19 protein-coding genes are annotated in these 21,264 nt (G+C 68.8%); 11 read left to right on the plus strand and 8 right to left on the minus strand.

Annotated features, from left to right (window positions below):
- Positions 1-224: 224 nt before the first annotated feature.
- The 7 genes from AC1D2O_RS11510 to AC1D2O_RS11540 form a co-directional block, all read right to left on the minus strand.
- On the minus strand, positions 225-4,301 hold the full coding sequence (locus tag AC1D2O_RS11510) for a translocation/assembly module TamB domain-containing protein (RefSeq protein ID WP_478090107.1): 4,077 nt from the start codon (positions 4,299-4,301) through the stop codon (positions 225-227).
- A 19-nt stretch (positions 4,302-4,320) separates the two neighbouring features.
- The gene (locus AC1D2O_RS11515; protein ID WP_478090106.1) at positions 4,321-6,204 is read right to left on the minus strand and encodes an autotransporter assembly complex protein TamA; all 1,884 of its coding nucleotides are present in this window, start codon (positions 6,202-6,204) and stop codon (positions 4,321-4,323) included.
- Between the two features lie 56 nt (positions 6,205-6,260).
- Positions 6,261-7,178 carry a 2OG-Fe(II) oxygenase gene (locus AC1D2O_RS11520; protein ID WP_478090105.1) on the minus strand — a complete coding sequence of 306 codons (918 nt, stop codon included), beginning with the start codon at positions 7,176-7,178 and terminating at the stop codon, positions 6,261-6,263.
- A 128-nt stretch (positions 7,179-7,306) separates the two neighbouring features.
- The gene (locus AC1D2O_RS11525) at positions 7,307-8,494 is read right to left on the minus strand and encodes a vWA domain-containing protein (RefSeq protein ID WP_478157014.1); all 1,188 of its coding nucleotides are present in this window, start codon (positions 8,492-8,494) and stop codon (positions 7,307-7,309) included.
- Between the two features lie 6 nt (positions 8,495-8,500).
- Positions 8,501-9,115, minus strand: a complete 615-nt coding sequence (locus AC1D2O_RS11530) for a GNAT family N-acetyltransferase (protein WP_478157016.1) — start codon at positions 9,113-9,115, stop codon at positions 8,501-8,503.
- Positions 9,116-9,117: 2 nt separating this feature from the next.
- A complete protein-coding gene (locus AC1D2O_RS11535; protein WP_478157018.1) occupies positions 9,118-9,363 on the minus strand; it encodes a hypothetical protein in 246 nt (81 codons plus the stop codon).
- The gene (locus tag AC1D2O_RS11540) at positions 9,360-10,202 is read right to left on the minus strand and encodes an AAA family ATPase (protein ID WP_478089332.1); all 843 of its coding nucleotides are present in this window, start codon (positions 10,200-10,202) and stop codon (positions 9,360-9,362) included. The genes AC1D2O_RS11535 and AC1D2O_RS11540 overlap by 4 nt, the downstream gene beginning before the upstream one ends.
- A 130-nt stretch (positions 10,203-10,332) precedes the next feature.
- Here AC1D2O_RS11540 and AC1D2O_RS11545 point away from each other — a divergent pair, with 130 nt between their 5' ends.
- Positions 10,333-11,013 (plus strand): c-type cytochrome, encoded by a 681-nt coding sequence (locus AC1D2O_RS11545; protein ID WP_478089331.1) that lies wholly within the window; start codon positions 10,333-10,335, stop codon positions 11,011-11,013.
- A 203-nt stretch (positions 11,014-11,216) separates the two neighbouring features.
- On the opposite strand, the gene AC1D2O_RS11550 is transcribed toward AC1D2O_RS11545, so the two are convergent.
- A complete protein-coding gene (locus tag AC1D2O_RS11550; protein ID WP_478089330.1) occupies positions 11,217-11,651 on the minus strand; it encodes a DUF1841 family protein in 435 nt (144 codons plus the stop codon).
- 56 nt (positions 11,652-11,707) lie between these two features.
- Between AC1D2O_RS11550 and AC1D2O_RS11555 the strand changes: the two genes are divergently transcribed.
- The 10 genes from AC1D2O_RS11555 (at position 11,708) to AC1D2O_RS11600 (ending at position 21,263) form a co-directional block, all read left to right on the plus strand.
- Positions 11,708-12,658, plus strand: coding sequence for a LysR family transcriptional regulator (locus AC1D2O_RS11555; protein WP_478157020.1), 951 nt, complete (start codon positions 11,708-11,710; stop codon positions 12,656-12,658).
- Positions 12,659-12,803: 145 nt separating this feature from the next.
- On the plus strand, positions 12,804-13,313 hold the full coding sequence (locus tag AC1D2O_RS11560) for a cupin domain-containing protein (protein ID WP_478089328.1): 510 nt from the start codon (positions 12,804-12,806) through the stop codon (positions 13,311-13,313).
- Positions 13,314-13,332: 19 nt separating this feature from the next.
- Complete coding sequence (locus tag AC1D2O_RS11565; protein WP_478157022.1) at positions 13,333-14,340, plus strand: hydroxyquinol 1,2-dioxygenase; 1,008 nt, start codon at positions 13,333-13,335, stop codon at positions 14,338-14,340.
- Between the two features lie 144 nt (positions 14,341-14,484).
- The gene (locus AC1D2O_RS11570; protein ID WP_478089326.1) at positions 14,485-14,943 is read left to right on the plus strand and encodes a nuclear transport factor 2 family protein; all 459 of its coding nucleotides are present in this window, start codon (positions 14,485-14,487) and stop codon (positions 14,941-14,943) included.
- Positions 14,944-15,111: 168 nt separating this feature from the next.
- The gene (locus AC1D2O_RS11575; protein ID WP_478089336.1) at positions 15,112-16,575 is read left to right on the plus strand and encodes an aldehyde dehydrogenase family protein; all 1,464 of its coding nucleotides are present in this window, start codon (positions 15,112-15,114) and stop codon (positions 16,573-16,575) included.
- A gap of 5 nt (positions 16,576-16,580) precedes the next feature.
- The gene (locus AC1D2O_RS11580) at positions 16,581-17,648 is read left to right on the plus strand and encodes a maleylacetate reductase (RefSeq protein WP_478089325.1); all 1,068 of its coding nucleotides are present in this window, start codon (positions 16,581-16,583) and stop codon (positions 17,646-17,648) included.
- A gap of 48 nt (positions 17,649-17,696) precedes the next feature.
- The gene (locus tag AC1D2O_RS11585) at positions 17,697-18,956 is read left to right on the plus strand and encodes an ABC transporter substrate-binding protein (RefSeq protein WP_478157024.1); all 1,260 of its coding nucleotides are present in this window, start codon (positions 17,697-17,699) and stop codon (positions 18,954-18,956) included.
- A 5-nt stretch (positions 18,957-18,961) separates the two neighbouring features.
- Entirely contained in the window at positions 18,962-19,681 is a 720-nt protein-coding gene (locus tag AC1D2O_RS11590) for an ABC transporter ATP-binding protein (protein ID WP_478089323.1), read from the plus strand.
- A complete protein-coding gene (locus AC1D2O_RS11595; RefSeq protein ID WP_478089322.1) occupies positions 19,678-20,406 on the plus strand; it encodes an ABC transporter ATP-binding protein in 729 nt (242 codons plus the stop codon). Before AC1D2O_RS11590 ends, AC1D2O_RS11595 begins: the two co-directional genes overlap by 4 nt.
- Complete coding sequence (locus tag AC1D2O_RS11600; RefSeq protein WP_478157026.1) at positions 20,403-21,263, plus strand: branched-chain amino acid ABC transporter permease; 861 nt, start codon at positions 20,403-20,405, stop codon at positions 21,261-21,263. Before AC1D2O_RS11595 ends, AC1D2O_RS11600 begins: the two co-directional genes overlap by 4 nt.
- Position 21,264 lies beyond the last annotated feature (1 nt).

Consider the following 21,264-nt stretch of genomic DNA (forward strand, 5'->3'; position numbering starts at 1 on the left):
GACGGCCGGCGTAGCCAGGCCCGTGGGTGAAACACCGTGGAACCGGCTTTGCCGGGCCACTGGTGTTGCCCCCGGCAGGGGGTGGGCGCCCGACACGAAGTGCGGGCAACTTGGGGGCGAGCAACAGTGCCACCGTGGAACCGGCTTTGCCGGGCCACTGGTGTTGCCCCCGGCAGGGGGGTGCCCCGACACGCAGTGCGGGGCAACCTGGGGGCGAGCAACATCTAGTCGAACTGCACGGTGTAGATGAGGTCGATCGCGCTCTGCTGTCCCGCCTGCGCCCGCAGCGTGAGCCGCCGCGTCAGGTCGTAGAAGATGAACAGCGAGCCCAGCGTCCCGCCGAGGCTGTGCTCGTAGGTGATGTAGAAGTCCCGCGCGACGCGCTTGCCCACGGTGACCGCGGAATCGCGCACGTCGCCGCCGCTGCCCGGGCCCTTGAAGCCGATCTCGTCGAGGCCGAAGCGGCTCGCCAGTCCGCTGCCGCTGCCGCCGCCGAGGCCGCCGAGCAGCGCCAGCGCGGCCTGCTGCAGCAGCACCGACTCGCCGCCGCTGGTGGCCGAGGCGCGTCCCAGCACCAGCCAGGTGAGGGTCTCCTGGTCCGACAGCTGGGGCTCCGAATAGAGGCGCACGCGGGGCGACTGCGCGGTGCCGGTGATCGCGACGCCGGCGCGCTGCGAGATGTTCGGCCGGATCGCGAGGATGTCGAGCTGCGGGTTGTCGAAGGGGCCGTTGAAGCGTGCCACACCGGTCTCGATGTTGAGCGCCTGCCCGTAGGCGCGGTACTGGCCGGCGACGGTGCGGATCTCGCCGGTGATGCGCGGCGGGGCGTTCAACGCGGTGCTGCGGATGTCGAGCCGGCCCTCCAGCCGGGTCGTGATGCCGCGGCCCTGGACGGCGAAATCGGTGCCGAGATCGAACTTCACCGCGATGTCCGGCGGTTTCGCGGTCTGGGCCCGGGCGACTTCCGTCTGGTTTTCGGCCGCCCGGCGCTGCGCCTGCGCCGCGGCTTCCCGATCGATCGCCGCCGAGCGGATCACCACGTCGCTGCCCAGGCCGGGCGCGGTCTGGTCGGGCAGGATGATGACGGCGCGGTCGGTCTTCAGATCGCCGCGCACCGTGAACTGCCCGTCCGTGAGCCGGGCCTGCAGGTCGCCCGACAGCGTGACCTGGCGATCGGCGCGCACCAGCACGCGCAGGGCGCGCAACTGGGCCTGGACCGACATGCGGATGCCGGTTCCGGCGCCGGCGGCCGGCGCGGCGCCCCAGGCCAGTTCGCCGCGCGCCGAGATTGTGCCGCCGTCGCGCGCGGCCTCGCTGGCCGCGGTGCTGAGGTTCCCGCTCTGGCCAGGGATGCGCGTCTGGGCCCCGGTGCCGCCCTTGAGGGTGAATTCGCTGATCTCGACCCGGTTGCCCGCGAGCGTGGCCCGGAGCCGGCCGTCGCGCAGGTCCAGCCCCTCGACCAGCGCCCGCAGCGCCAGCTGGTCGGCCCCCAGGGTGCCGTTCCAGCGCGGGTCGCGGCGGCTGCCCGCGAGCGTGGCGTCGGCTTCCAGCGTGCCCGCCATCCGCCAGCCTGGCGGCGCCAGCATCGACCAGACGCCCAGGTTCGGCATCTTCGCCGTGACCCGTCCCGCGAGCGGCGCGTCGTCGCCCCACTGCCAGCCGCCCTGGCGCTGCTGCACCCGCGTGCTCGCCTCGACCCGGATCTCGCCGGCCCGTTCGCTGTCCCAGGCCAGGTTGGCGCGCACGGTGTCGCCTTCGGCGTCCAGCGTGAGCTCGGCGCGGCGCAGGCCGGCCGGCGTGCTGGTGCCGGGGCCGGCGGCGGCATCCATGGTGCGTTCGCTGGCCGTTCCCGTCCCATGGCTGTGGATGCGCGTGACCAGCGCGGCTTCGCCGGCCTGGACCCGGAGGTCGCCGCTCTCGCGCATCAGGCGGGCCTTCGCGCGCAGCGTGTCGCCGGCGTCGATGTCCCACTCGCCGTTGAACAGCAGGTCGCCGCTGAAGCCGACCTGCGCCAGCGTGTCGCCGTTGCCCAGCAGCTCCGCCCAGGCCATCGGCAAGCCCTGCAACCGGCCCCTGGACTGCAGGCGGTAGGCGCGCAGCGCCTCGCTGCCGGTGCGGCTGAAGCGCAGCGGCTGCCAGTCGATCTTCACCGTGCCGGGCACCGGGCCCTTGAGCGTCGCGGCCGCCGCGGAGGCTTCCACGTCGAGCCTCGGGCTGTCGCCCGGGACGGTGCGCACCTTGGCGCTGACCGGGCTGGCGAGTTCCAGTACCCACGGCTTGGCGTCGGGACGCGCGCTGTCGAGCGCCTGGACCCGCACGCTGGCCAGCGTCGCATTCCACTGGTTCCTGCGTTCGATGCCACCGCTGGCGCGGGTGTCGAGCGTGAGCTTGCGGCTGCCGCTGGTGGCTTCGCCCTTCAGGGCCAGCGTCGCCTGGGACAGACTGCCCGACAGCTCGGCGCGCACACCGCTCACGTTGACCGGGTCGCGGGGGGTGCCGGTCTCGGGCGGCGGCAGCTTCAGTTCGAGCTCGGGGACGGTCAGCGTGGCCTGCAGCGTCGGCTCGGCCGCGCCGCGCGGGGCCGGTTCGCCGGCGCTCTGCAGCCGTCGCTGGATCGCCTGCCAGCCCCCGCGCCAGCTGGCGTCGAGCCGGGCGTTGCCTTGCAGCGCCGCGCCGGCGAACAGGCCCTCGAGTTCGGGCAGCGCTTCGATCCAGTGCTGCAGCGCGGCCGCGTCCTCGACCCGGGCCTGGACTTCGCCGCCGCCCGTGGCCGGCGCGATGCGGCCATCGACCAGCGCCGTGGCGCCCGGCACGACCAGGTTCAGCCTGCCGCTGGCGGCCTCTTCGTCGACGCGCAGTTGCAGCCGGCCTTCGACGCTGGCGCGCTGGGCCTCGATGCGCAGGCTGCGCAGGTCGAGCACCTGGTCTTGCCACTGGCCCTTGGCGAGCGCGCGCTCCAGCCGCAGGCCCTGCAGGTCGCCTGCGGCGCCGGCGCCGCCCTCGGCCTGCAGCGCGAGGTCGAACTGCAGCGCTTGGCCGGCCTGCTCGGCCTGGATGCGGCCGCTCACCGGCGCGCCATCGAGCCGGGTGTGGAGCGCGCCGGGCTTCACGCCCCGCACGGTGGCCTTCGCCTGCCAGGGGGCCGGCGCGGGGCTCCAGCTGCCTTCGGCCTCGATGCGGCCGCCACCGGCGCGCAGGCTCGCCTGCGGCAGTGTCCAGGTGCTGCCGTCGAACCGGGCGCGGGCATCGAGCTGCTCGACCGGCAGCTTCGCCTCGTCCCAGGGACCCGGCAACGCGTTGCGGATCTGCGCGCTGGCCTGCCAGGCCTGCGCGCCGCCCGTGGCCGTGGCGTCGGGACCGGCCTCGATCTCGCCACTCAGCAGCGTGGCGGGTGCTTCCGGCCAGAGGCGCCCCAGGTCGACGTTCTGCAACGCGGCCTTGGCGTCGATCACGGGCTGCGGCTGCCAGGGTGCCAGGTTGGCCTGTAGCCGCGCCTGCATCGGCTTTTCCCCGCCTTCCTCGACGGGGTGGAGTTCGGCGGCCACCGCAAGGCGCGCATCCGCACCGGCCAGCGCGCCCTTGACGCTCGCCTCGGCCCGGACGTCGATGCTGCGGTCTTGCGCGAGCGGCGCGCGCACCCGGCCGTTCAGCGTGGCGTCGATCGCCATCGGCGCCGGCCCCTGCAGGCGAAGCTGTGCGTCGTAGTGGCCGTCGGCGATGTCGACGCCGGCGATCTCGAGCTGGTGGTGTGCGTCGGCGTAGCGGTAGCTGCCTTCGAGCTGGGTCGCCTGCAGGGCAGGGGGGCCGGCCCAGCGCAGTTCGTCGATCTTGAAAGGCAGGTCCACCGTCACCGGCAGAACGAGCTGTTCGATCGGCTCCACCGGCGTGCTCTCGGCTGGGGTGCGACGCTCGATCACCACCTGCGCCGCGTGCACCTCGCCGAGCTGCACCCGGCGCCGCAGCAACGGCGCCAGCTGCCAGCCGATGCGGGCATCCCTGACCTCGACGGCGAGGCTTTCGCTCTCCCAGCGCAGCCAGCCGATGCGCCCGCCGGCGCGCAACGATCCGGTCACCTCTCGGCTCTCCAGCGACTGACCGGCCGGCAGGTAGCGTGCCGTGCGCGCCAATGCGAAGGCCAGCGACTGGTCCGACCCCAGCCACCACCAGGCCCCTGCGCCCAGCAGAAGCACCAGCACCACCAGCCCGGTGACCCCCCACGCCAGCGCGCGCAAGGCGCGCTGGCCGCGCGAGCGCCGCACCGCCGGTGCGGGCATGGTTGCCGTGTGGTGGTCAGTCGTCATGAAGCAGGCGAGTTGGCATCTAGAACGTGAAGCCCAGACGCAGGTGGAGCCGGAATTCGTGCACCTGGATGCCGTAGGCCAGATCCATCTGCACCGGCCCGATCGGGCTGGCCCAGCGTGCGCCGACGCCCACCCCCACCTTCGCTGCCATTTCGGCGGGCCGGTCGGCCACTGCGCCGACATCGACGAACACGGCGCTGTCCCAGGCGGTCAGTTGGCCGTCGTAGACGAAGGGCCGTTGCCACTCGACGCTCGCCACGCCGAGGTAGCGCCCGGCGATGACCTGGCCGTCGGGCTTGACGGCGCCGATCGAACGGTAGCCGTAGCCGCGCACCGTGGTGTCGCCGCCGGTGAGGAAGTTCAGGGTCGACGGAATCTGGGCGCGGTCCGCGGCGTTCACCGCGCCGGCTTCGGCGCGCAGCTGGACGCGGGCACTGCGGGTCTGGGTTCGGTCGGCGTTGCTCACCGTGCCGGCCGGAATGAAGCCGGTCCAGCGCACGTAGGTGCGCGCGAAGGGCAGTTGCTCGCCGCTCAGCGTGTAGCCGGCGGCCAGTTCGAGCGCAACGCCCTGGCCGCTCGTCGGTGCCGCCGCGTTGTCGAAATAGCGGCCGGTCCAGCCCCAGTTGAGGCTCAGTGCCGAGGCCGATGGCGGTGGATTGAAACCGTGGTTCTGCGCATAGTCGTATTGCAGGAAGGCGCTGCGGTCGATGTGGTCGCCGGCCTTGCTGCGGCCGCCCCGCAGACGCCCGCTGTCGACCGTGAAGCTGCCCGACACCTCGCTCTTCAGCAGCGCCGACGAAAAGGAGCGCCAGCCGCTGTCGTCAGGGATCGCGCTCCACTCGGTGCCCAGCGATTGCGTGTCGCGGTCGAGCGTGAGCTTCGACACGGCGCGCCAGCCGAGCAGCGGCATGTCGTTGTGCGAGTGGTCGATCGACAGGCGAGCGCCGCTGTCGGTGGTGAAGCCGACGCCCAGCACCACCCGCTGCAGCGGCGCCTCGCGCACCTGGGCGATCACGGGCGCCGCGAGTGGGTCGGATTGGGTGTCGATCGTGAGGAACACCGAGTTGAAGTAGCCGCTGCTCGCCAGCCGTTGCTGGGCGTCGAGCAACTGCTGCTGGTCGTAGTCGGCGCCGGTGGGCACGCGCGCGAGCCGGCGCACGTCGTCGGCGGGGTAGCGCTGGCTGCCGTTCACCACCAGCGGCCCGAAGCGAAAGGCCGGGCCGGAGGCGTAGGTCGCGCTGAGCTTTGCCTCGCTGCGGTCGGCGTCGATGTCGGCCTGGCTCGTGAGAATGCTGCCCGTGGGATAGCGCCTGGCCGTCAGGCTGCGCAAGGCCGCGGCCTTGGCGTTGTCCCAGGCCTGCTGGTTGAACGGCTGGCCTGCGCGCAGCGCCCAGCCGGTTCGAATCGCATCGCGCTGCGACTCGGAGGCGGGGTCCTCCGCGATCGGCCCGCTGAAGCCGATCTGGACGTTGCTCACGTGCGTGATCGGGCCGGGCTCGACCGTGATCCTCACCTCCCGCGGCGCCTTGCCGCCGGGCGTCTCCCGGAGTTCGAGCGTGAGCGTCGGCGTGAAATAGCCGAGGGTGTTGAGCAGCTCCCGCGCATTGGCTTCGGCGGCGACCATCAGCCGCGAGATCTCGATGGCGCCGAGATCGTCGACCTCGCGAAAGCGCTGGATCTCCAGATGGCGCTCGAGGTAGTCGCGCACCATCTTCGGCGCCTGGACGTCGACCGTGAAGGCATCGCCGGCGGCCCGGCGTTCGCTCGCCACGGGGCTGGCGGTCGCGTCCGATTCTGCTGCGTCCTTCTGGGGCAACAGACTGCAACCTGGCAAAAAGAGAACGGCTGCAAACAACAACGCCGGCAACCACGCCGGCGCATACGATCGGACCACCCAAAGCATGCGGCGATTCTGACAGCATGCTCAAGGGCTCCAGGCGCCCTGAAGGCCGCCTTCGCTCAGCGCCGAACGGCCTTTCGCGCCAGCGACCACAGCAGCGGCGGCATGAGCATCCGGGCGATGGCCTTGGCCTGGTCGACCCGGTACCTCTGCATGAAGACGGTGCCGGCTTCGACGCCGTGCTGCTTGCCGGCGAGCGGGCTGCTGTAGTAATAGGCCGCCACCGAGCGGCGCGGGCGTCCGTCGGGCGCCTGCAGCGGCTGGGTATGGCCGTGGTAGCTGGCAGGGCCGTGCGGCAGCACGATCGTGCGGCCGAATTCGGGTTGCACGTTGCTGACGCAGCGCTTCTTGTTCTTGTCCCAGAGTTCCAGCGCCGAGCCCCAGGCGGGATCCCAGCCCTTGTTGAGGTAGGTGATGAAGACCATCTCGTTCTTCAGACCCAGGTGGGGATGGCGATTGAAGTCCCGATGGATGGCGAAGGTGGCTCCGGTCCGGCTCTCGTGCAGCCCGCCGCCGAACAGCTTGGGATCGGGCAGCAGATAGGGCACGCCGCTGATCGAGGACAGCCATTCGCTGAACCAGCCCGAATTGATGAGGTCGAAATAGAGTTGCGAGGCCGGGCCCAGCTGGACATTGAACCCTGAACGCCGAAGCAGTTCGTATCTGCTCTTGATGTCGACCCAGTTCTCCCGCGGCAGCAGGTCGAATTCTTCGGCCACGAGATCGAGCAACAGCGGATGAAAGATGCCGTCCAGGACCAGGTGCGGAAATGGCTTGGCGTCGCGCATCTGCTGGCGCAGGCTGTCGCGTCGCGCGGCAGAAAAAAGCGTGTGGTCGACGAGCTCGGCCAGCGGCAGACGCACTCCCCGGATGCAGAGATAGTCTTCTCGCGGCCCCAGCAGGGGAGCCAGCGACACCACCGGTATCGGTTTCGCATGAACCGGGATGTCGACGTGATGCGACAGCAAGGCAGACATGATCCCCTCCGAAATGTGGGGTGGACGTTTTTTGAATCTTTAAGTTTTAACTGTAACGTAAAGATTCGACGCCTGCACTTTTTTTACATGTCTGTTGGCGCTGCCGCGGCAGCCCGGCCCGGAGTGTGCTACTTCGAGAGCAGCCGCATGGCGTCCTCGAGGCCGCGCAGCGTCAACGGGTACATGCGGTGGGACACCAGCTGCTGCATCACGGCGATGCTCTGGCGGTACTGCCAGACGCCCTGAGGTTCGGGGTTGATCCAGGCGAACTTCGGGAAGGCGTGGGTCAGCCGCTGCATCCACTCGGCACCGGCCTCTTCGTTGTTGTATTCGACGCTGCCGCCCGGCTGAAGGATTTCGTACGGGCTCATGGTCGCGTCGCCGACGAAGATCAGCTTGTAGTCCTTGTTGTACTTGCGGATGATGTCCCAGGTCGCGAACTTCTCGGAGAAGCGGCGGCGGTTGTTCTTCCACATGAAGTCGTAGACGCAGTTGTGGAAGTAATAGAACTCCAGGTGCTTGAACTCGGTCTTGACGGCCGAGAACAGCTCCTCGACGCGCTGGATGTGCTCGTCCATCGTGCCGCCGACGTCCATCAGCAGCAGCACCTTCACGTTGTTGTGCCGCTCCGGCACCATCTTGATGTCGAGGTAGCCCGCATTCGCCGCGGTCGAGCGGATGGTGTCGTCCAGGTCCAGCTCTTCCTCGTGGCCCTCGCGCGCGAACTTGCGCAGGCGCCTGAGGGCGATCTTGATGTTGCGGGTGCCGAGTTCCTGGCTGTCGTCGTAGTCCTTGTAGGCGCGCTGGTCCCAGACCTTGACCGCGCTCTTGTTCTTGCCGGCGCCGCCGATGCGCACGCCCTGCGGGTTGTAGCCGCCGTGGCCGAAGGGCGAGGTGCCGCCGGTGCCGATCCACTTGTTGCCGCCCTCGTGGCGCTCCTTCTGCTCTTCGAAGCGCTTCTTGAGGGTCTCCATGAGCTCGTCCCAGCCCATCTTCTCGATCTTGGCCTTTTCCTCGGCCGTGAACTCGCGCTCGAGCGTCTTGCGCAGCCAGTCGAGCGGCACTTCCTTGGTGAAGTCGGCCAGCATCTCGACGCCCTTGAAGTAGGCGGCGAAGGCGCGGTCGAATTTGTCGTAGTGCTTCTCGTCCTTCACCAGCGCGGTGCGCGAGAGGTAGTAGAAGTCGTCGAGGCCGAAGGCGCCGTCGGAATTCGGGCCGACCACGTCGGCCTGCAGCGCCTCCAGCAGCGTCAGGTATTCCTTGACCGATACCGGCAGCTTGGCCGAACGCAGGGTGTAGAAAAAGTCGATCAGCATGGCGAATCACTCCCGGTCGGAAGCAGGGGTTCGGGGCTTGTCCAGCAGGTAGAGCAACTGCGCCCGCACTTCGGGCCATTCGCCCGAGCGCAGGCTGTACATCACGGTGTCGCGGATGGTGCCGTCGCGGCGCATCGCATGGCCGCGGATCACGCCGTCCCTGCGGGCGCCGAGCCGCTCGATTGCGCGCTGCGAGGCATGGTTGAAGTTGTCGGTGCGCCAGCCCACCACATGGCATCCCAGGGCGTCGAAGGCATGCGTGAGCATCAAGAGCTTGCAGGTGGTGTTGACGTGCGTGCGCTGGCAGCGCTTCGCATACCAGGTGTAGCCGATCTCGACCCGTTTCACTGCGGGCAGGATGTCGTGGAAACTGGTGCTGCCGAGCACCGTGCCGCTGGCTTCGTCGGTGACGGCGAAGGCGAAGCGGTTGCCGTCCTCGCGCATCTTCAGCGCCGCCACGATGTAGCCGCGCGTGTCCTCGGGCTCGGGCACCGAGGTCACTCGGAGGTTCCAGAGCTCGCCGTCGGCGGCCGCTGCGCGCAGGCCGTCCTCGTGGGCCAGCGACAGCGGCACCAGCGCGATGCCGCGCGACCGCAACGTGGCAGGCTCGACGAATGCCATCCTCAACTCCTGGGGTTGCCGTACTTGCGCACGTACCAGGCGCGCGCGAGTTGGGCACCGGCGCCACCGCCGAGGCCGATCAGCAGGATGCCGAAGATCGCGTTATTGGTGTAGCCACCGGGGCCGAAGGCGTCGAGGCCCAGCAGCAGACCGATCCAGCGGCCGAGCAGCGCGCCGGCGACGAACAGCACCGCCTGCGCCACGCCGAACAGCATCAACTGCCTGGTCGGGTGCTTTCCAGCGTTCATCGGTTGTTGCGCTGCATGAACACGAGCTTCTCGAACAAGGTCACGTCCTGCTCGTTCTTGAGCAGCGCGCCGACCAGCGGCGGCACCGCGACCTTGTCGTCCTTGCTCTGCAGCGCCTCCAGCGGAATGTCCTCGGCCACCAGCAGCTTGAGCCAGTCGAGCAGTTCGGAGGTCGAGGGCTTCTTCTTGAGACCGGGCAGGTTGCGCACGTCGTAGAAGGTCTTCATGGCCGCGGTCAGGAGTTCCTGCTTGAGGCCCGGGAAGTGCACCGCGACGATGCTCTTCATCGTTTCCGCGTCGGGGAACTTGATGTAATGGAAGAAGCAGCGGCGCAGGAAGGCGTCGGGCAGCTCTTTCTCGTTGTTCGAGGTGATGAACACCACCGGCCGGTGCTTGGCGCGGATCAGCTCGCGCGTCTCGTAGCAGTAGAACTCCATGCGGTCGATCTCGCGCAAGAGATCGTTCGGGAATTCGATGTCGGCCTTGTCGATCTCGTCGATCAGGAGCGCCACCGGTTCGTCCGCAGTGAAGGCCTGCCACAGCACGCCCTTGACGATGTAGTTGTGGATGTCCTTCACGCGCTCGTCGCCGAGCTGCGAATCGCGCAGCCGGCTCACGGCGTCGTATTCGTACAGACCCTGCTGCGCCTTGGTGGTCGACTTGATGTGCCACTGCAGCAGCGGCAGGTTGAGGGCCTGGGCCACTTCCTCGGCCAGCATCGTCTTGCCGGTGCCGGGCTCGCCCTTGACGAGCAGGGGACGTTTGAGCGTGATGGCGGCATTGACCGCGAGCATCAGATCCTGAGTGGCAACGTAGTTGTCTGAACCCTTGAATTTCATGGAATGGCGTGGTGCGGAGGGTGGTTGAAAGAACACAACATCGATTCTTCGTCCGCGGGGGCCGCGAGGAGCCCCCATATAATCAAATGTTGATTTGAAACAAGTTTCTCCACGAGATTGTGCGCGCAAAATGAACAAGTTGTTGACCACGATGTTTGCCCTGGCTGTCGCCTGCGTGACGGTCTCGGCCCAGGCCCAGAAGATCACCGGCAATGCTGAAGCCGGGGCCAAGAAGACTGCGATGTGCGTGGGCTGCCACGGCATCATCGGCTACCAGGCGAGCTTTCCCGAGATCCACAAGGTGCCGATGATCGCGGGCCAGAGTTCCAGCTACATCGTCTCCGCGCTCACGCAGTACAAGGGCGGCGAGCGCAAGCACCCGACCATGCGCGCCATCGCCGACTCGCTGAGCGAGCAGGACATGGCCGACCTCGGCGCCTACTACGGCCAGCTCGGCCTGAAGGAGGGCGACGCGCCGCCGGCCACCGCCAAGGCGCCCAGCGACAAGGTCCAGGCCCTGATCTCGCGCGACAAGGACAACGCCTGCACCAAGTGCCATGGCGCCAACTTCAACACGCCCAACGACGGCACCGTGCCGAAGCTCGCGGGCCAGTACGCCGACTACCTCTATGTGGCGCTCAAGTCGTACAAGGCGCAGAACCATGCCCAGCTCGGCCGTTCGAACGGCGTGATGAGCGGACAGGCCAAGAAGTACACCAACCCCGAGATCAAGGAACTCGCCGCCTACATCAGCTCGCTGCCCGGCGAACTGAAGACGGTGCCGGAGTCGCGCTTCCACCACGCCGACTGAACGGCGCTGCGCCCCAGACAAAGCCCGCTTGCTGCGGGCTTTGTGCTTTCTGGCGCGGCCGCACGTGGGCCTCGGGGGCAACGACCCACACGCAGTGGGGGAGCGTGGGGGTCATCCAGGCCGGCGCCGGGCCGCCCCAAGGCGGCCTGCGGCCCCCTCGGGGGGCCGCGACCCACACGCAGTGGGGGAGCGTGGGGGCACCACTAGTCCCGCGTGGCGCGGCGCTGCACGCAGGCCACGTAGGCCTCGCCGTCGGGCGGGCGGCCGGCGCGCTGGCTCTCCCACATCATCTGGCCCAGGCACTCCATCGCTTCGTGGTGGGCGTCGAGCAGCGAGTCGCGGCGCGCTGCCAGCAGTTCGACCGCCTGGCGGATGCCGCGCGGCTGGTCGATCGAGCACTGCTCGCTGATCGACAGGTGCATCGACAGGTGCAGGAAGGGGTTCTCGCGCCCGTCCTTGCCGTCGTAGACGCGCGCCACCGCGGCGTCGGCGTCGGCCAGGTCGGCGTGGTATTCGGGGTGCTCGTCGATCCAGCGGCTGGCGATGATCTCGAGCGCTTCCATCGGCTCGCCGCGGCGGCTCTTGGCGAAGACGTCGCAAAAGAAGCGACGCACTTCCTCTTGGGAGGGATTGAACATCCGCCAAGATTAGCACCGGCCCCACAGGCGGCGCCGGGCCGCTACATTGCTGAGCCATGGACCGCCTCGAAAACATAGAGACATTCGTTCGCGTCGCGCAGACCCAGAGCTTCGCCGAGGCCGCGCGGCAGATGCGGGTGTCCAAGTCGGTGGTCACCAGCCGCGTGAAGCAGCTCGAGGACCATGTCGGCGCGCCGCTGTTCCACCGCAGCACGCGCGTGGTGCGGCTCAGCGACGTCGGCCAGGCCTTCCTGCGCGACTGCACCGAGCTGGTCGGCCGGGCCAACGACATCATGGACCAGATGCGCGACGCCAGGGCCGGGCCCACCGGCACGCTGCGCATCCATGCGCTCACCGGCTTCGTGCTCGGCCACTTCGCGGCGCTGCTGCGCGCCTTCCAGGTCAGCTTTCCGGACATCCATCTGGAGCTGATCGTGAGCGATGCGGTGGTGGATCCGGTCAAGGCGGGCGTGGATTGCGCGCTGCAGATCTTCCCGGCGGCTTCCACCGAACTGGTGTCGAGGCCGCTGTTCCCGGTGCGCCGCGTGTTCTGCGCCACGCCCGAGTACCTGGCCGCGCACGGCATGCCCCAGAGCCCGCGCGACCTGCACAAGCACGCGCTGGGCCTCTATTCGGGCTACCCGACACGCGACCGCTGGACCTTTCACCATGGCGGCGAACAGGTGACGATCTACATGAGCGCCGCCTTGCTCACCAACAGCGTCCACCTGCTGCGCGAGTACGCGCTGGAGCACGCCGGCATCGTCTGCCTGCCGACGCTGGTGGCGGGCGACGCCATCCTGCGCGGCGACCTGCAGGTCGTGCTGCCGGAGCACCAGCTGTCCTCGTTCTCCTTGAGCGCGGTCTATGCGGGCACCTCGCGCAACGCGTTCAAGCTCCGACTCTTCATCGAGCACATCACGGCGGCCTTCGCGAAGGTGCCGCCCTGGGACGCCGCGATGATCGAGCGAGGGATGCTGCCGCCGGGACTGATCGCCGACGGCTAGGCGATCGCGGGTAAACCCTGCGCATTGACCGGAATCGCCGAACAATGCGGCCCGCATTTGAGGCCTACCGGAGCGGCCCGCCGTTTCCTACAGTCCATTCATCGCAGTCCATCGCTGCACTGTTTGGCACTTCAGGAGACACACCATGACCGCTGCCTACCAGACCCGCTTCGGGTCCCTCCAGCACTTCGAGAAGGGCCACGTCGAGCCGATCGCCGACGACGTGCGCCACTATGCGTTTTCCAACTGCTTCGAGATTGCGAGCAAGAGCAGTCCCTACGAGAAGGTGGTGTTCGGCCAGAACCAGATCTACGTGCTGGAGACGCTGCGCGCCGAAGGCACGTCGCCCTGGTACACCAGCGCGCACGACGAGTTCGCGCTGGTGATGGATGGCGAGGTCGAGGTGCACCTGGTCCAGCTCGACGCCAGCCAGACCGTGGCCGACGCAGAGAAGAACGGCGCCGTGCTCGTGAAGGGTGAACCCAAGGGCCCGAAGATGGGCTGGATGAAGCTCTCGCGCGGCCACCAGGGCCTGCTGCCGAAGAACACGGCCTACCAGTTCCGCACCGCCGGCGCGCCCGGCGTGATCGTGCTGCAGACCTGCAAGGGCGATCTTTCCGTCGAGAAGTGGGCAGACATCTGCCAGTCGCATTGAGCCGCCGAGGAGCACCGCCATGAACGCACCCGCAGAACTCGCCAAGGTCATCGCGTCGCAACCCGACGCCACGCTCGGCTACAAGGATTTTTCGCTCGGCAGCTTCGGCTTCCGGCGCGACGAGTATTTCGCCCACATCACCTGGAAGACCCGCGACGGCCGGCCGATGAGCCACACGCTGGACGTCGGCAACTACCTGCGCGCCCTGATGCGCGACGTCGCCTGGGGCTTCTTCTACGGCTGGGTCAACTTCGACGACGTGATCGGCACCGTCAACCACTACCAGTCGGTCGACCTCTATGCCGGCAGCTTCAACGGCACGATGAAGGAGGCCGGCATCGACCTGCTCGAGAACTTCCCGACCGCGCAGATCCGCGCCACCTTCGAGGCCATGCTCGACGACTGGACCAACGAGAGCTTCGACCCGTTCGCAGCGCCGCAAGAGACCGGCTCGCCCTACGGCCGCAAGAAGGGCAACAACACGGCCAAGATCACCCGGGCGCGCGAGCTGGCGACCCGCTGCGTCGGCCTGAAGGGCGACCTCGACCTGCGCAGCGACGCGCGCGGCGCGCCGATCAACCGCGCCTTCGCCGACGTGCCGCAGGGCGAGCCCGAGCTGCATCCCGAGCCCGGCTTCGAGAACGACGTGCATGCCTTCAACCTGTTCGGCTTCCTGAGCCGCTCGCAGGTGACGTGGAATCCGAGCTTCACTTCGGTCGTCAAACACAGCTACATGTGCCCGACCACCGAGGAGCACATCCTGCCGATCATCCACGGCAACGACCGCGTCGAGTGGTTCTTCCAGATGACCGACGAGATCCACTGGGACTGCGGCGACAAGAACACCGGCCGGCCGATGGCGCGCGTGATCATGAAGGCCGGCGACATGGCCGCGATGCCCGCCTATTGCCGCCATCAGGGCTTCAGCCCCAAGCGCTCGATGCTGCTGGTCTGGGAGAACGGCTCGCCCAGCCTGGTCTACGAGATCCAGAAGGGCGAGAGCCCCGAGATCCCGGTTCAGTTCTAGGACATGGGCGAAGGCTGCGCGGGAGGCCGCGCAGCCCTCGCCACGAGGAGACGACGCGTGTGGCAAGCCGCGACCGGCCCCGTGCCGGTGCGGCGTCGCGCCGCGCACGGCCCGCACCGCTTCAGGCGAAGAAGGAGACACACCATGGCACTCACCCGTCAAACCATGACCGACGAGCAACGCAAGTCGGTGGCGCTCGAATACCTCAAGGCCTACGACAACGGCGGCGTCACCTCCACCGGCGGCTCGATCCTCGACCTGTTCGCGGATGACGCGCAGGTGTACTTCCCCAAATGGGGCCTGGCGAACGGCAAGGAACAGATCGGCAAGCTGTTCGGCGACGTGGGTAGCCGCGGCAAGTCCATCCGGCACGACTACGCGGGCTTCAACTGGATCTTCACGGGCACCGATCTGTTCGCCTGCGAAGGCACGAGCTTCGGCGAGCACGCCGACGGCCCGTGGCGCGCCGGCGTGCCCGAGTGGGGCGCAGGCCGCTGGTGCGACGTCTTCGAGATCCGCGACTTCCTGATTCAGCGCTGCTTCATCTACCTCGACCCGGACTACGCCGGCAAGGACACCGCCCGCTACCCATGGCTGAAATGACACCCCCCCAGGTTGGCTCACTTCGTGTAGCCGCCCACCCCCTTCCAGGGGGCAACACCAGCGGCCCGGCAAAGCCGGTTCCGCGGTGTTCCTGAACTTGCAGTCAAAGCTGGAGATCCTCATATGACCCTCGCAGACATCCAGCAGGCCGCCGGCCTGAAGACGCCCATCCGCCACCAGCTCTTCATCGACGGCCGCTTCGTCGACGCGGAGTCGGGCGAGACGCTCGCCACGCTGAACCCGCACGACAACTCGACCATCGCCGACGTGGCGCTGGCGGGCAAGGCCGACGTCGACCGCGCGGTGGCCGCGGCGAAGCGTGCCTTTCCGGCCTGGAGCCGCATGGCGGCAGCCGACCGCGGCCGCATCCTGCTCAAGCTCGCCGATCTCATCGAGGCCAACACCGAGGATCTGGCCCGCCTCGAGTCGCTCGACACCGGGCACCCGATCCGTGATTCGCGCAAGCTCGACGTGCCGCGCACCGCGGCCTGCTTCCGCTACTTCGGCGGCATGGCCGACAAGTTCCAGGGCGAGACGATTCCCGTCGAGGCCGGCTTCCTCAACTACACGCTGCGCGAGCCGGTCGGCATCGTCGGCCAGGTGGTGCCGTGGAACTTCCCGCTGATGTTCACGAGCTGGAAGATGGGGCCCGCGCTCGCGGCCGGCAATTGCATCGTGATGAAGCCGGCCGAGATCACGCCGCTGAGCTCGCTCAGGATCGTCGAGCTCATGGCCGAGGCCGGCATGCCCGACGGCGTGGTCAACATGGTGCCCGGCCTCGGCAGCGTCGTGGGCCAGTACATCGCCGAGCACCCCGAGATCGCGAAGATCGCCTTCACCGGCAGCACCGCGACCGGCCGGCGCGTGGTGCAGGCCAGCGCCGGCAACCTCAAAAAGGTGCAGCTCGAGCTCGGCGGCAAGGGGCCCAACATCGTGTTCGAGGACGCCTTCCTGCCGGCCGCCGTCAACGGCAGCGCCTGGGCCATCTTCCACAACCAGGGGCAGGCCTGCATCGCGGGCTCGCGGCTGATGCTGCACGAGAAGATCGCCGACGCCTTCCTCGAGCAGTTCATCCCGCTGGCGCAGTCGATCAGGCTCGGCAACCCGATCGACGACGCGACCGAGATGGGCCCGCTCACGAGCGCGCAGCACCGCGAGCGCGTGCTGAGCTATGTCGAGGTGGCCAAGGGCGAGGGCGGCGAAGTGCTGGCGGGCGGCCGGTCGCCGGGCGGCGACCTGGCGCGCGGCTGCTATGTCGAGCCGACGGTGGTGCGCGCGAAGTCGTTTCGCGACCGTGTCGCGCAGGAAGAGGTGTTCGGTCCCTTCGTCACGGTGCTCACCTTCAAGAACGACGAGGAGGCGATGGAGATCGCCAACGGCACCGATTACGGCCTGGGCAGCGGCCTGTGGACCCGCGACCTGCAGCGGGCCCACCGCGTCGCGCGCGACCTGCACGCGGGCATGGTCTGGATCAACAGCTACAAGCGCGTGAACCCCGGCTCGCCCTTCGGCGGTGTCGGCCAGAGCGGCTATGGGCGCGAAATGGGCTTCGATGCGATGCGCGAGTACACGCAGGTCAAGAGCGTGTGGGTGAACATCGACGCCCAGATTCCACCGCACTTCGTGCGCTGAACACCATGCGTGACTTCGTCTACACCAGCCATCCCCAGCGCGTCGTGTTCGGTGCCGGCTCGCTGCGGCACCTGGCGCGCGAGATCGAGGCGCTGGGCGCGCGGCGCGCGCTCGTGCTCTCGACGCCGGGGCAGCGCGGACAGGCCGAGCGCGTGGCCGACATGCTCGGCGTGCGGGCGGCCGGCATCTTCGACCGCGCCGTGATGCACGTGCCGATCGAGACCGCGCGCGAAGCCCGCGAGGTCGCGCGGCGGCTGGGTGCCGACTGCGCCGTGGCCATCGGCGGCGGCTCGACCACCGGGCTGGGCAAGGCCATCGCGCTCGATTCGGGCTTGCCGATCCTTGCGATCCCGACCACCTACGCCGGCAGCGAGATGACGCCGATCTACGGCCTCACCGAAGCCGGCCTCAAGAAGACCGGCAAGGACCCGCGGGTGCTGCCGCGCACCGTGATCTACGACCCCGAGCTGTCGCGCGGCCTGCCCGCGGGCCTCAGCGTGACCAGCGGCATCAATGCGATCGCGCATGCGGCCGAGGGGCTCTATGCGCAGGACAGCAACCCGGTGATGGACCTGATGGCACAGGAAGGCATCGCCGCGATCGCGCGCGCCCTGCCGGCGATCCGGCGGCAGCCCGGGGACATCGAGGCGCGCGCCGACGCGCTCTATGGCGCCTGGCTCTGCGGCAGCGTGCTCGGCGGCGTCGGCATGGCGCTGCACCACAAGCTCTGCCACACGCTGGGCGGCAGCTTCAACCTGCCGCATGCCGAGGTGCACACCGTGGTGCTGCCGCATGCCATCGCCTTCAATGCCGAGGCGGCGCCGCGTGCGATGGAGCGCATCGCGCGCGCGCTAGGCACCGCTTCCGCGGCGCAGGGGCTCTACGCGCTCGCACGCGACAACGCGGCACCCGTTGCGCTCAGGGACATCGGCATGCGCGCCGAGGACCTCGACCGTGCGGCCGATCTTGCGGTGAGCAACCCCTACTGGAACCCGAGGCCCTTCGGGCCGGCCGCGCGCGACGCGATCCGCGCGCTGCTCCAACGCGCGTTCGACGGCGACCCGCCCGGCTGACGCTGCCGGCGATTCCTTGTGCAGGAAGAGAAAGAAAAGGAGACAACCATGACATTCAATCGCAGGCAGTTCACCCAGGCCGCGGCCGCACTGGCCGCCGCCGGCGCCGCGCCGCGGGTCTTCGCGGCCGACACGCTCAAGATCGGCTACGTGTCGCCGCAGACCGGCCCGCTCGCGCCGTTCGGCGAAGCGGACAAGTGGGTCATCGACCAGATGAAGATCGCCTTCAAGGACGGCATCGGCGTCGGCGGCAAGAAATACGCGGTGCAGATCGTGCTGAAGGACAGCCAGTCGAACCCGAACCGCGCGGGCGAAGTCGCCAATGACCTGATCCTCAAGGACAAGGTCGCGCTGGTGCTCACCGCCGGCACGCCCGAGACCGCCAATCCGGTGAGCGACGCCTGCGAGCTCAACGAGGTGCCCTGCATCTCCAGCGTGGTGCCATGGCAGCCCTGGTTCTTCGGCCGCAAGGGCGATCCGGCCAAGGGCTTCGCGTGGACCTACCACCTGTTCTGGGGCCTGGAAGACGTGATCGCGAACTTCACCAACGGCTGGAAGACGATCCCGACCAACAAGAAGGTCGGCGGCCTCTTCCCCAACGACGGCGACGGCAACGCCTGGGGCGACAAGGAACTCGGCTTCCCGAAGCCGCTCTCGCAGATGGGTTTCACGCTGGTCGACCCGGGCCGCTTCCAGAACGGCACGCAGGACTTCAGCGCCCAGATCGCGGCCTTCAAGAAGGACGGCGTGGAGATCGTCACCGGCGTCGTGATCCCGCCCGATGCCAAGACCTTCCTGACGCAGGCGCGGCAGCAGGGCTTCAGGCCGAAGATCATCACGCTCGGCAAGGCGCTGCTGTTCCCGGGCGCCATCGATGCGCTGGGCGAACTCGGCGACGGCCTGTCGACCGAAGTCTGGTGGAGCCCTTCGCATCCCTTCACCTCGAGCCTGACGAAGCAGAGCGCGAAGGCACTGGCCGAGGCCTACGAGACCGGCGCGAAGAAGCAGTGGACGCAGCCGATCGGCTTTGCGCATGCCCTGTTCGAGGTGGCCGCAGACGCGCTGTCGCGGGCCAAGTCGTCCAAGGCGCCGGATGTGCGCGATGCGGTGGCCGCGACGTCGCTCGCGACCGTGGTCGGGCCGGTCAAGTGGGGCGGCCAGGGTCCCTTCAAGAACGTCAGCAAGACGCCGCTGGTGCTGGGCCAATGGGGCAAAGGCAAGGAGTACAAGTACGAGCTCACCATCGTGAGCAACGAGGCCGCGCCGGACATCCCCGTCGGTGGCGCGCTCAGGCCGATGCCGGGCTGAACGCGATGACCCTGCTCGCGCTTCACGCCGTCAGCAAGTCCTACGGCGCGCTCAAGGTCACCGACGGCATCACGCTCGCGGTGACCGAGGGCGAGACCCTGGGCATCCTCGGGCCGAACGGCGCCGGCAAGACCACGCTGTTCAACCTGATCTCGGGCGACGTGCGGGTGGATGCGGGCAGGGTGGAGTACGAGGGGCGCGACGTGACCACGCTCAAGCCGCACCAGCGCTGCCACGCGGGCATCGGCCGCAGCTACCAGGTGCCGCAGCCCTTCGGCCACATGAGCGTGTTCGAGAACCTGGTGACCGCGGCCTGCTTCGGCGCGCAGGAGCGCGAGCAGGAAGCCTGGCAGACCGCGCACGAAGTCCTCGCGCAGACCGGGCTGATGGCGCGGGCGAACCAGCCGGCCGGTGGCCTCACCCTGCTCGACCGCAAGCGCCTCGAACTGGCCCGCGCGCTCGCCACGCGGCCGAAGCTGCTGCTGCTCGACGAGATCGCGGGCGGGCTGACCGAGCCCGAGGCGCGCCAGCTGGTCGAGGAGTTGCAGCAGATCAAGGCGCGCGGCGTCACGATGATCTGGATCGAGCACGTGGTGCATGCGCTGCTGTCGCTGGCCGACCGGCTGTTCGTCATCAACTTCGGGCAGAAGCTGGCCGAGGGCGGCCCGCGCGCGGTGATGAACGATCCCGAAGTGCGGCGGGTGTACATGGGGATGGAGATATGACGGCACTGCTTTGCGCCGAGGGCCTCCAGGCTTTCTACGGCGATGCCCAGGCCCTGTTCGGCATCGACTTCGAGCTGCACCCCGGCGAGCTGCTGGCGATCATCGGCGCCAACGGGGCCGGCAAGTCGACCTTCCTGAAGTGCCTGACCGGCCTGGTGCGCGCGCCGCGCGAGGCGATCCGGTTCAAGGGCGAGGCGATCGGCGGGTTGCCGCCCGGCGAGATCGTGCGGCACGGCCTGGCGATGGTGCCCGAGGGCCGGCGCCTGTTCGCCAGCCTCAGCGTCGAGGAGAACCTGTTGATGGGCGCTGCGAGCGGCCGTGCCGGCCCCTGGAACCTGCAGCGGCTGTACGAGATGTTCCCGATCCTTGCGCAGAAGCGGCGCGAGCCCGCGATGGCGCTGTCGGGCGGCCAGCAGCAGATGGTGGCGCTGGGCCGCGCCCTCATGAGCAACCCCGAGGTGCTGCTGTGCGACGAGCTCTCGCTGGGCCTGGCGCCGATCGTGATCCGCGAGATCTATGCCGCCATGCCGCGCATCACGTCCGAGGGCATGACGGTCGTGATCGTCGAGCAGGACGTGGGCATGGCCCAGCAGGTCTCGCAGCGCGTGTACTGCCTGCAGGAGGGGCGGGTGTCGCTGACCGGGCGCTCCCGCGAGCTCACGCGCGAGCAGATCTCGCAGGCGTACTTCGGCCTCGAGACGCACGCGGAGGCGGCCGCGCCATGATCGAGACCCTGATCCAGGGCCTGCTGCTCGGCGGCCTCTACACGCTGTTCGCGCTCGGCCTGTCGCTGATGTTCGGCGTGATGCGCCTGACCAATGTCGCGCAGGGCGACTTCATCATCCTGGCGGCCTTCGCCGCCATCGCCGGCGTCTCGCTGACCGGCAGCGCGCCGATCTGGGTGGTGCTGGCGGTGCTGCCGATCGCGTTCGGCTTCGGCTACCTGCTGCAGCGCCACGTGCTCAACCGCACGCTGGGCAAGGATCCGCTGCCCTCGCTGGTCGTGACCTTCGGCCTTTCGATCGTGATCCAGAACCTTCTGCTGGAGCTGTTCTCGGCCGATCCGCGCGCCCTCGAGATCGGTCCGCTGGCCACCCGGTCGCTGCAGCTCACCGATTCGCTGGCGGTCGGCGTGCTTCCGCTGGTCGTGCTGGCCGTCGCGCTGGCGGCCACGGCGGCGATGCAATGGATGTTCGCGCGCACGCCGCTGGGCCGGACCTTCCGCGCCGTCTCGGACGATCGCGAGATCGCCGAGCTGATGGGGCTCAAGGCGAACCAGGTCTACGCGCTGGCCACCGGCATCGCCTTCGTGCTGATCGCGATCGCCGGTGCGCTGCAGGGCATGCGTACCACGGTGTCGCCATCGGACGGGCCGCTCCTGCTGCTGTTTGCCTTCGAGGCGGTGATCATCGGCGGCATGGGCTCGTTCTGGGGCACGCTGGCCGGCGCGATGATCCTCGGCATCACGCAGCAGATCGGCTTCCGGCTCGATCCGGGCTGGGGCATCTGGATGGGCCACCTGGTCTTCCTGGGGGTGCTCGTGCTGCGGCCGCAAGGCCTTTTCCCCAAGACGCGTGGCTGAG

The organism is Variovorax sp. P1_G12 (assembly GCF_056405555.1).

What these genes read in the sequence shown, in the direction of transcription:
- AC1D2O_RS11525 (WP_478157014.1), bottom strand. Translation starts at nt 8,494, where the DNA reads ATGCTGATCGACTTTTTCTACACCCTGCGTTCGGCCAAGCTGCCGGTA.
- AC1D2O_RS11565 (WP_478157022.1), top strand. Translation starts at nt 13,333, where the DNA reads ATGAACGCACCCGCAGAACTCGCCAAGGTCATCGCGTCGCAACCCGAC.
- AC1D2O_RS11590 (WP_478089323.1), top strand. Translation starts at nt 18,962, where the DNA reads ATGACCCTGCTCGCGCTTCACGCCGTCAGCAAGTCCTACGGCGCGCTC.
- AC1D2O_RS11585 (WP_478157024.1), top strand. Translation starts at nt 17,697, where the DNA reads ATGACATTCAATCGCAGGCAGTTCACCCAGGCCGCGGCCGCACTGGCC.
- AC1D2O_RS11530 (WP_478157016.1), bottom strand. Translation starts at nt 9,115, where the DNA reads ATGGCATTCGTCGAGCCTGCCACGTTGCGGTCGCGCGGCATCGCGCTG.
- AC1D2O_RS11560 (WP_478089328.1), top strand. Translation starts at nt 12,804, where the DNA reads ATGACCGCTGCCTACCAGACCCGCTTCGGGTCCCTCCAGCACTTCGAG.
- AC1D2O_RS11595 (WP_478089322.1), top strand. Translation starts at nt 19,678, where the DNA reads ATGACGGCACTGCTTTGCGCCGAGGGCCTCCAGGCTTTCTACGGCGAT.
- AC1D2O_RS11580 (WP_478089325.1), top strand. Translation starts at nt 16,581, where the DNA reads ATGCGTGACTTCGTCTACACCAGCCATCCCCAGCGCGTCGTGTTCGGT.
- AC1D2O_RS11515 (WP_478090106.1), bottom strand. Translation starts at nt 6,204, where the DNA reads ATGCTTTGGGTGGTCCGATCGTATGCGCCGGCGTGGTTGCCGGCGTTG.
- AC1D2O_RS11510 (WP_478090107.1), bottom strand. Translation starts at nt 4,301, where the DNA reads ATGACGACTGACCACCACACGGCAACCATGCCCGCACCGGCGGTGCGG.
- AC1D2O_RS11600 (WP_478157026.1), top strand. Translation starts at nt 20,403, where the DNA reads ATGATCGAGACCCTGATCCAGGGCCTGCTGCTCGGCGGCCTCTACACG.
- AC1D2O_RS11550 (WP_478089330.1), bottom strand. Translation starts at nt 11,651, where the DNA reads ATGTTCAATCCCTCCCAAGAGGAAGTGCGTCGCTTCTTTTGCGACGTC.
- AC1D2O_RS11535 (WP_478157018.1), bottom strand. Translation starts at nt 9,363, where the DNA reads ATGAACGCTGGAAAGCACCCGACCAGGCAGTTGATGCTGTTCGGCGTG.
- AC1D2O_RS11570 (WP_478089326.1), top strand. Translation starts at nt 14,485, where the DNA reads ATGGCACTCACCCGTCAAACCATGACCGACGAGCAACGCAAGTCGGTG.
- AC1D2O_RS11540 (WP_478089332.1), bottom strand. Translation starts at nt 10,202, where the DNA reads ATGAAATTCAAGGGTTCAGACAACTACGTTGCCACTCAGGATCTGATG.
- AC1D2O_RS11545 (WP_478089331.1), top strand. Translation starts at nt 10,333, where the DNA reads ATGAACAAGTTGTTGACCACGATGTTTGCCCTGGCTGTCGCCTGCGTG.
- AC1D2O_RS11520 (WP_478090105.1), bottom strand. Translation starts at nt 7,178, where the DNA reads ATGTCTGCCTTGCTGTCGCATCACGTCGACATCCCGGTTCATGCGAAA.
- AC1D2O_RS11555 (WP_478157020.1), top strand. Translation starts at nt 11,708, where the DNA reads ATGGACCGCCTCGAAAACATAGAGACATTCGTTCGCGTCGCGCAGACC.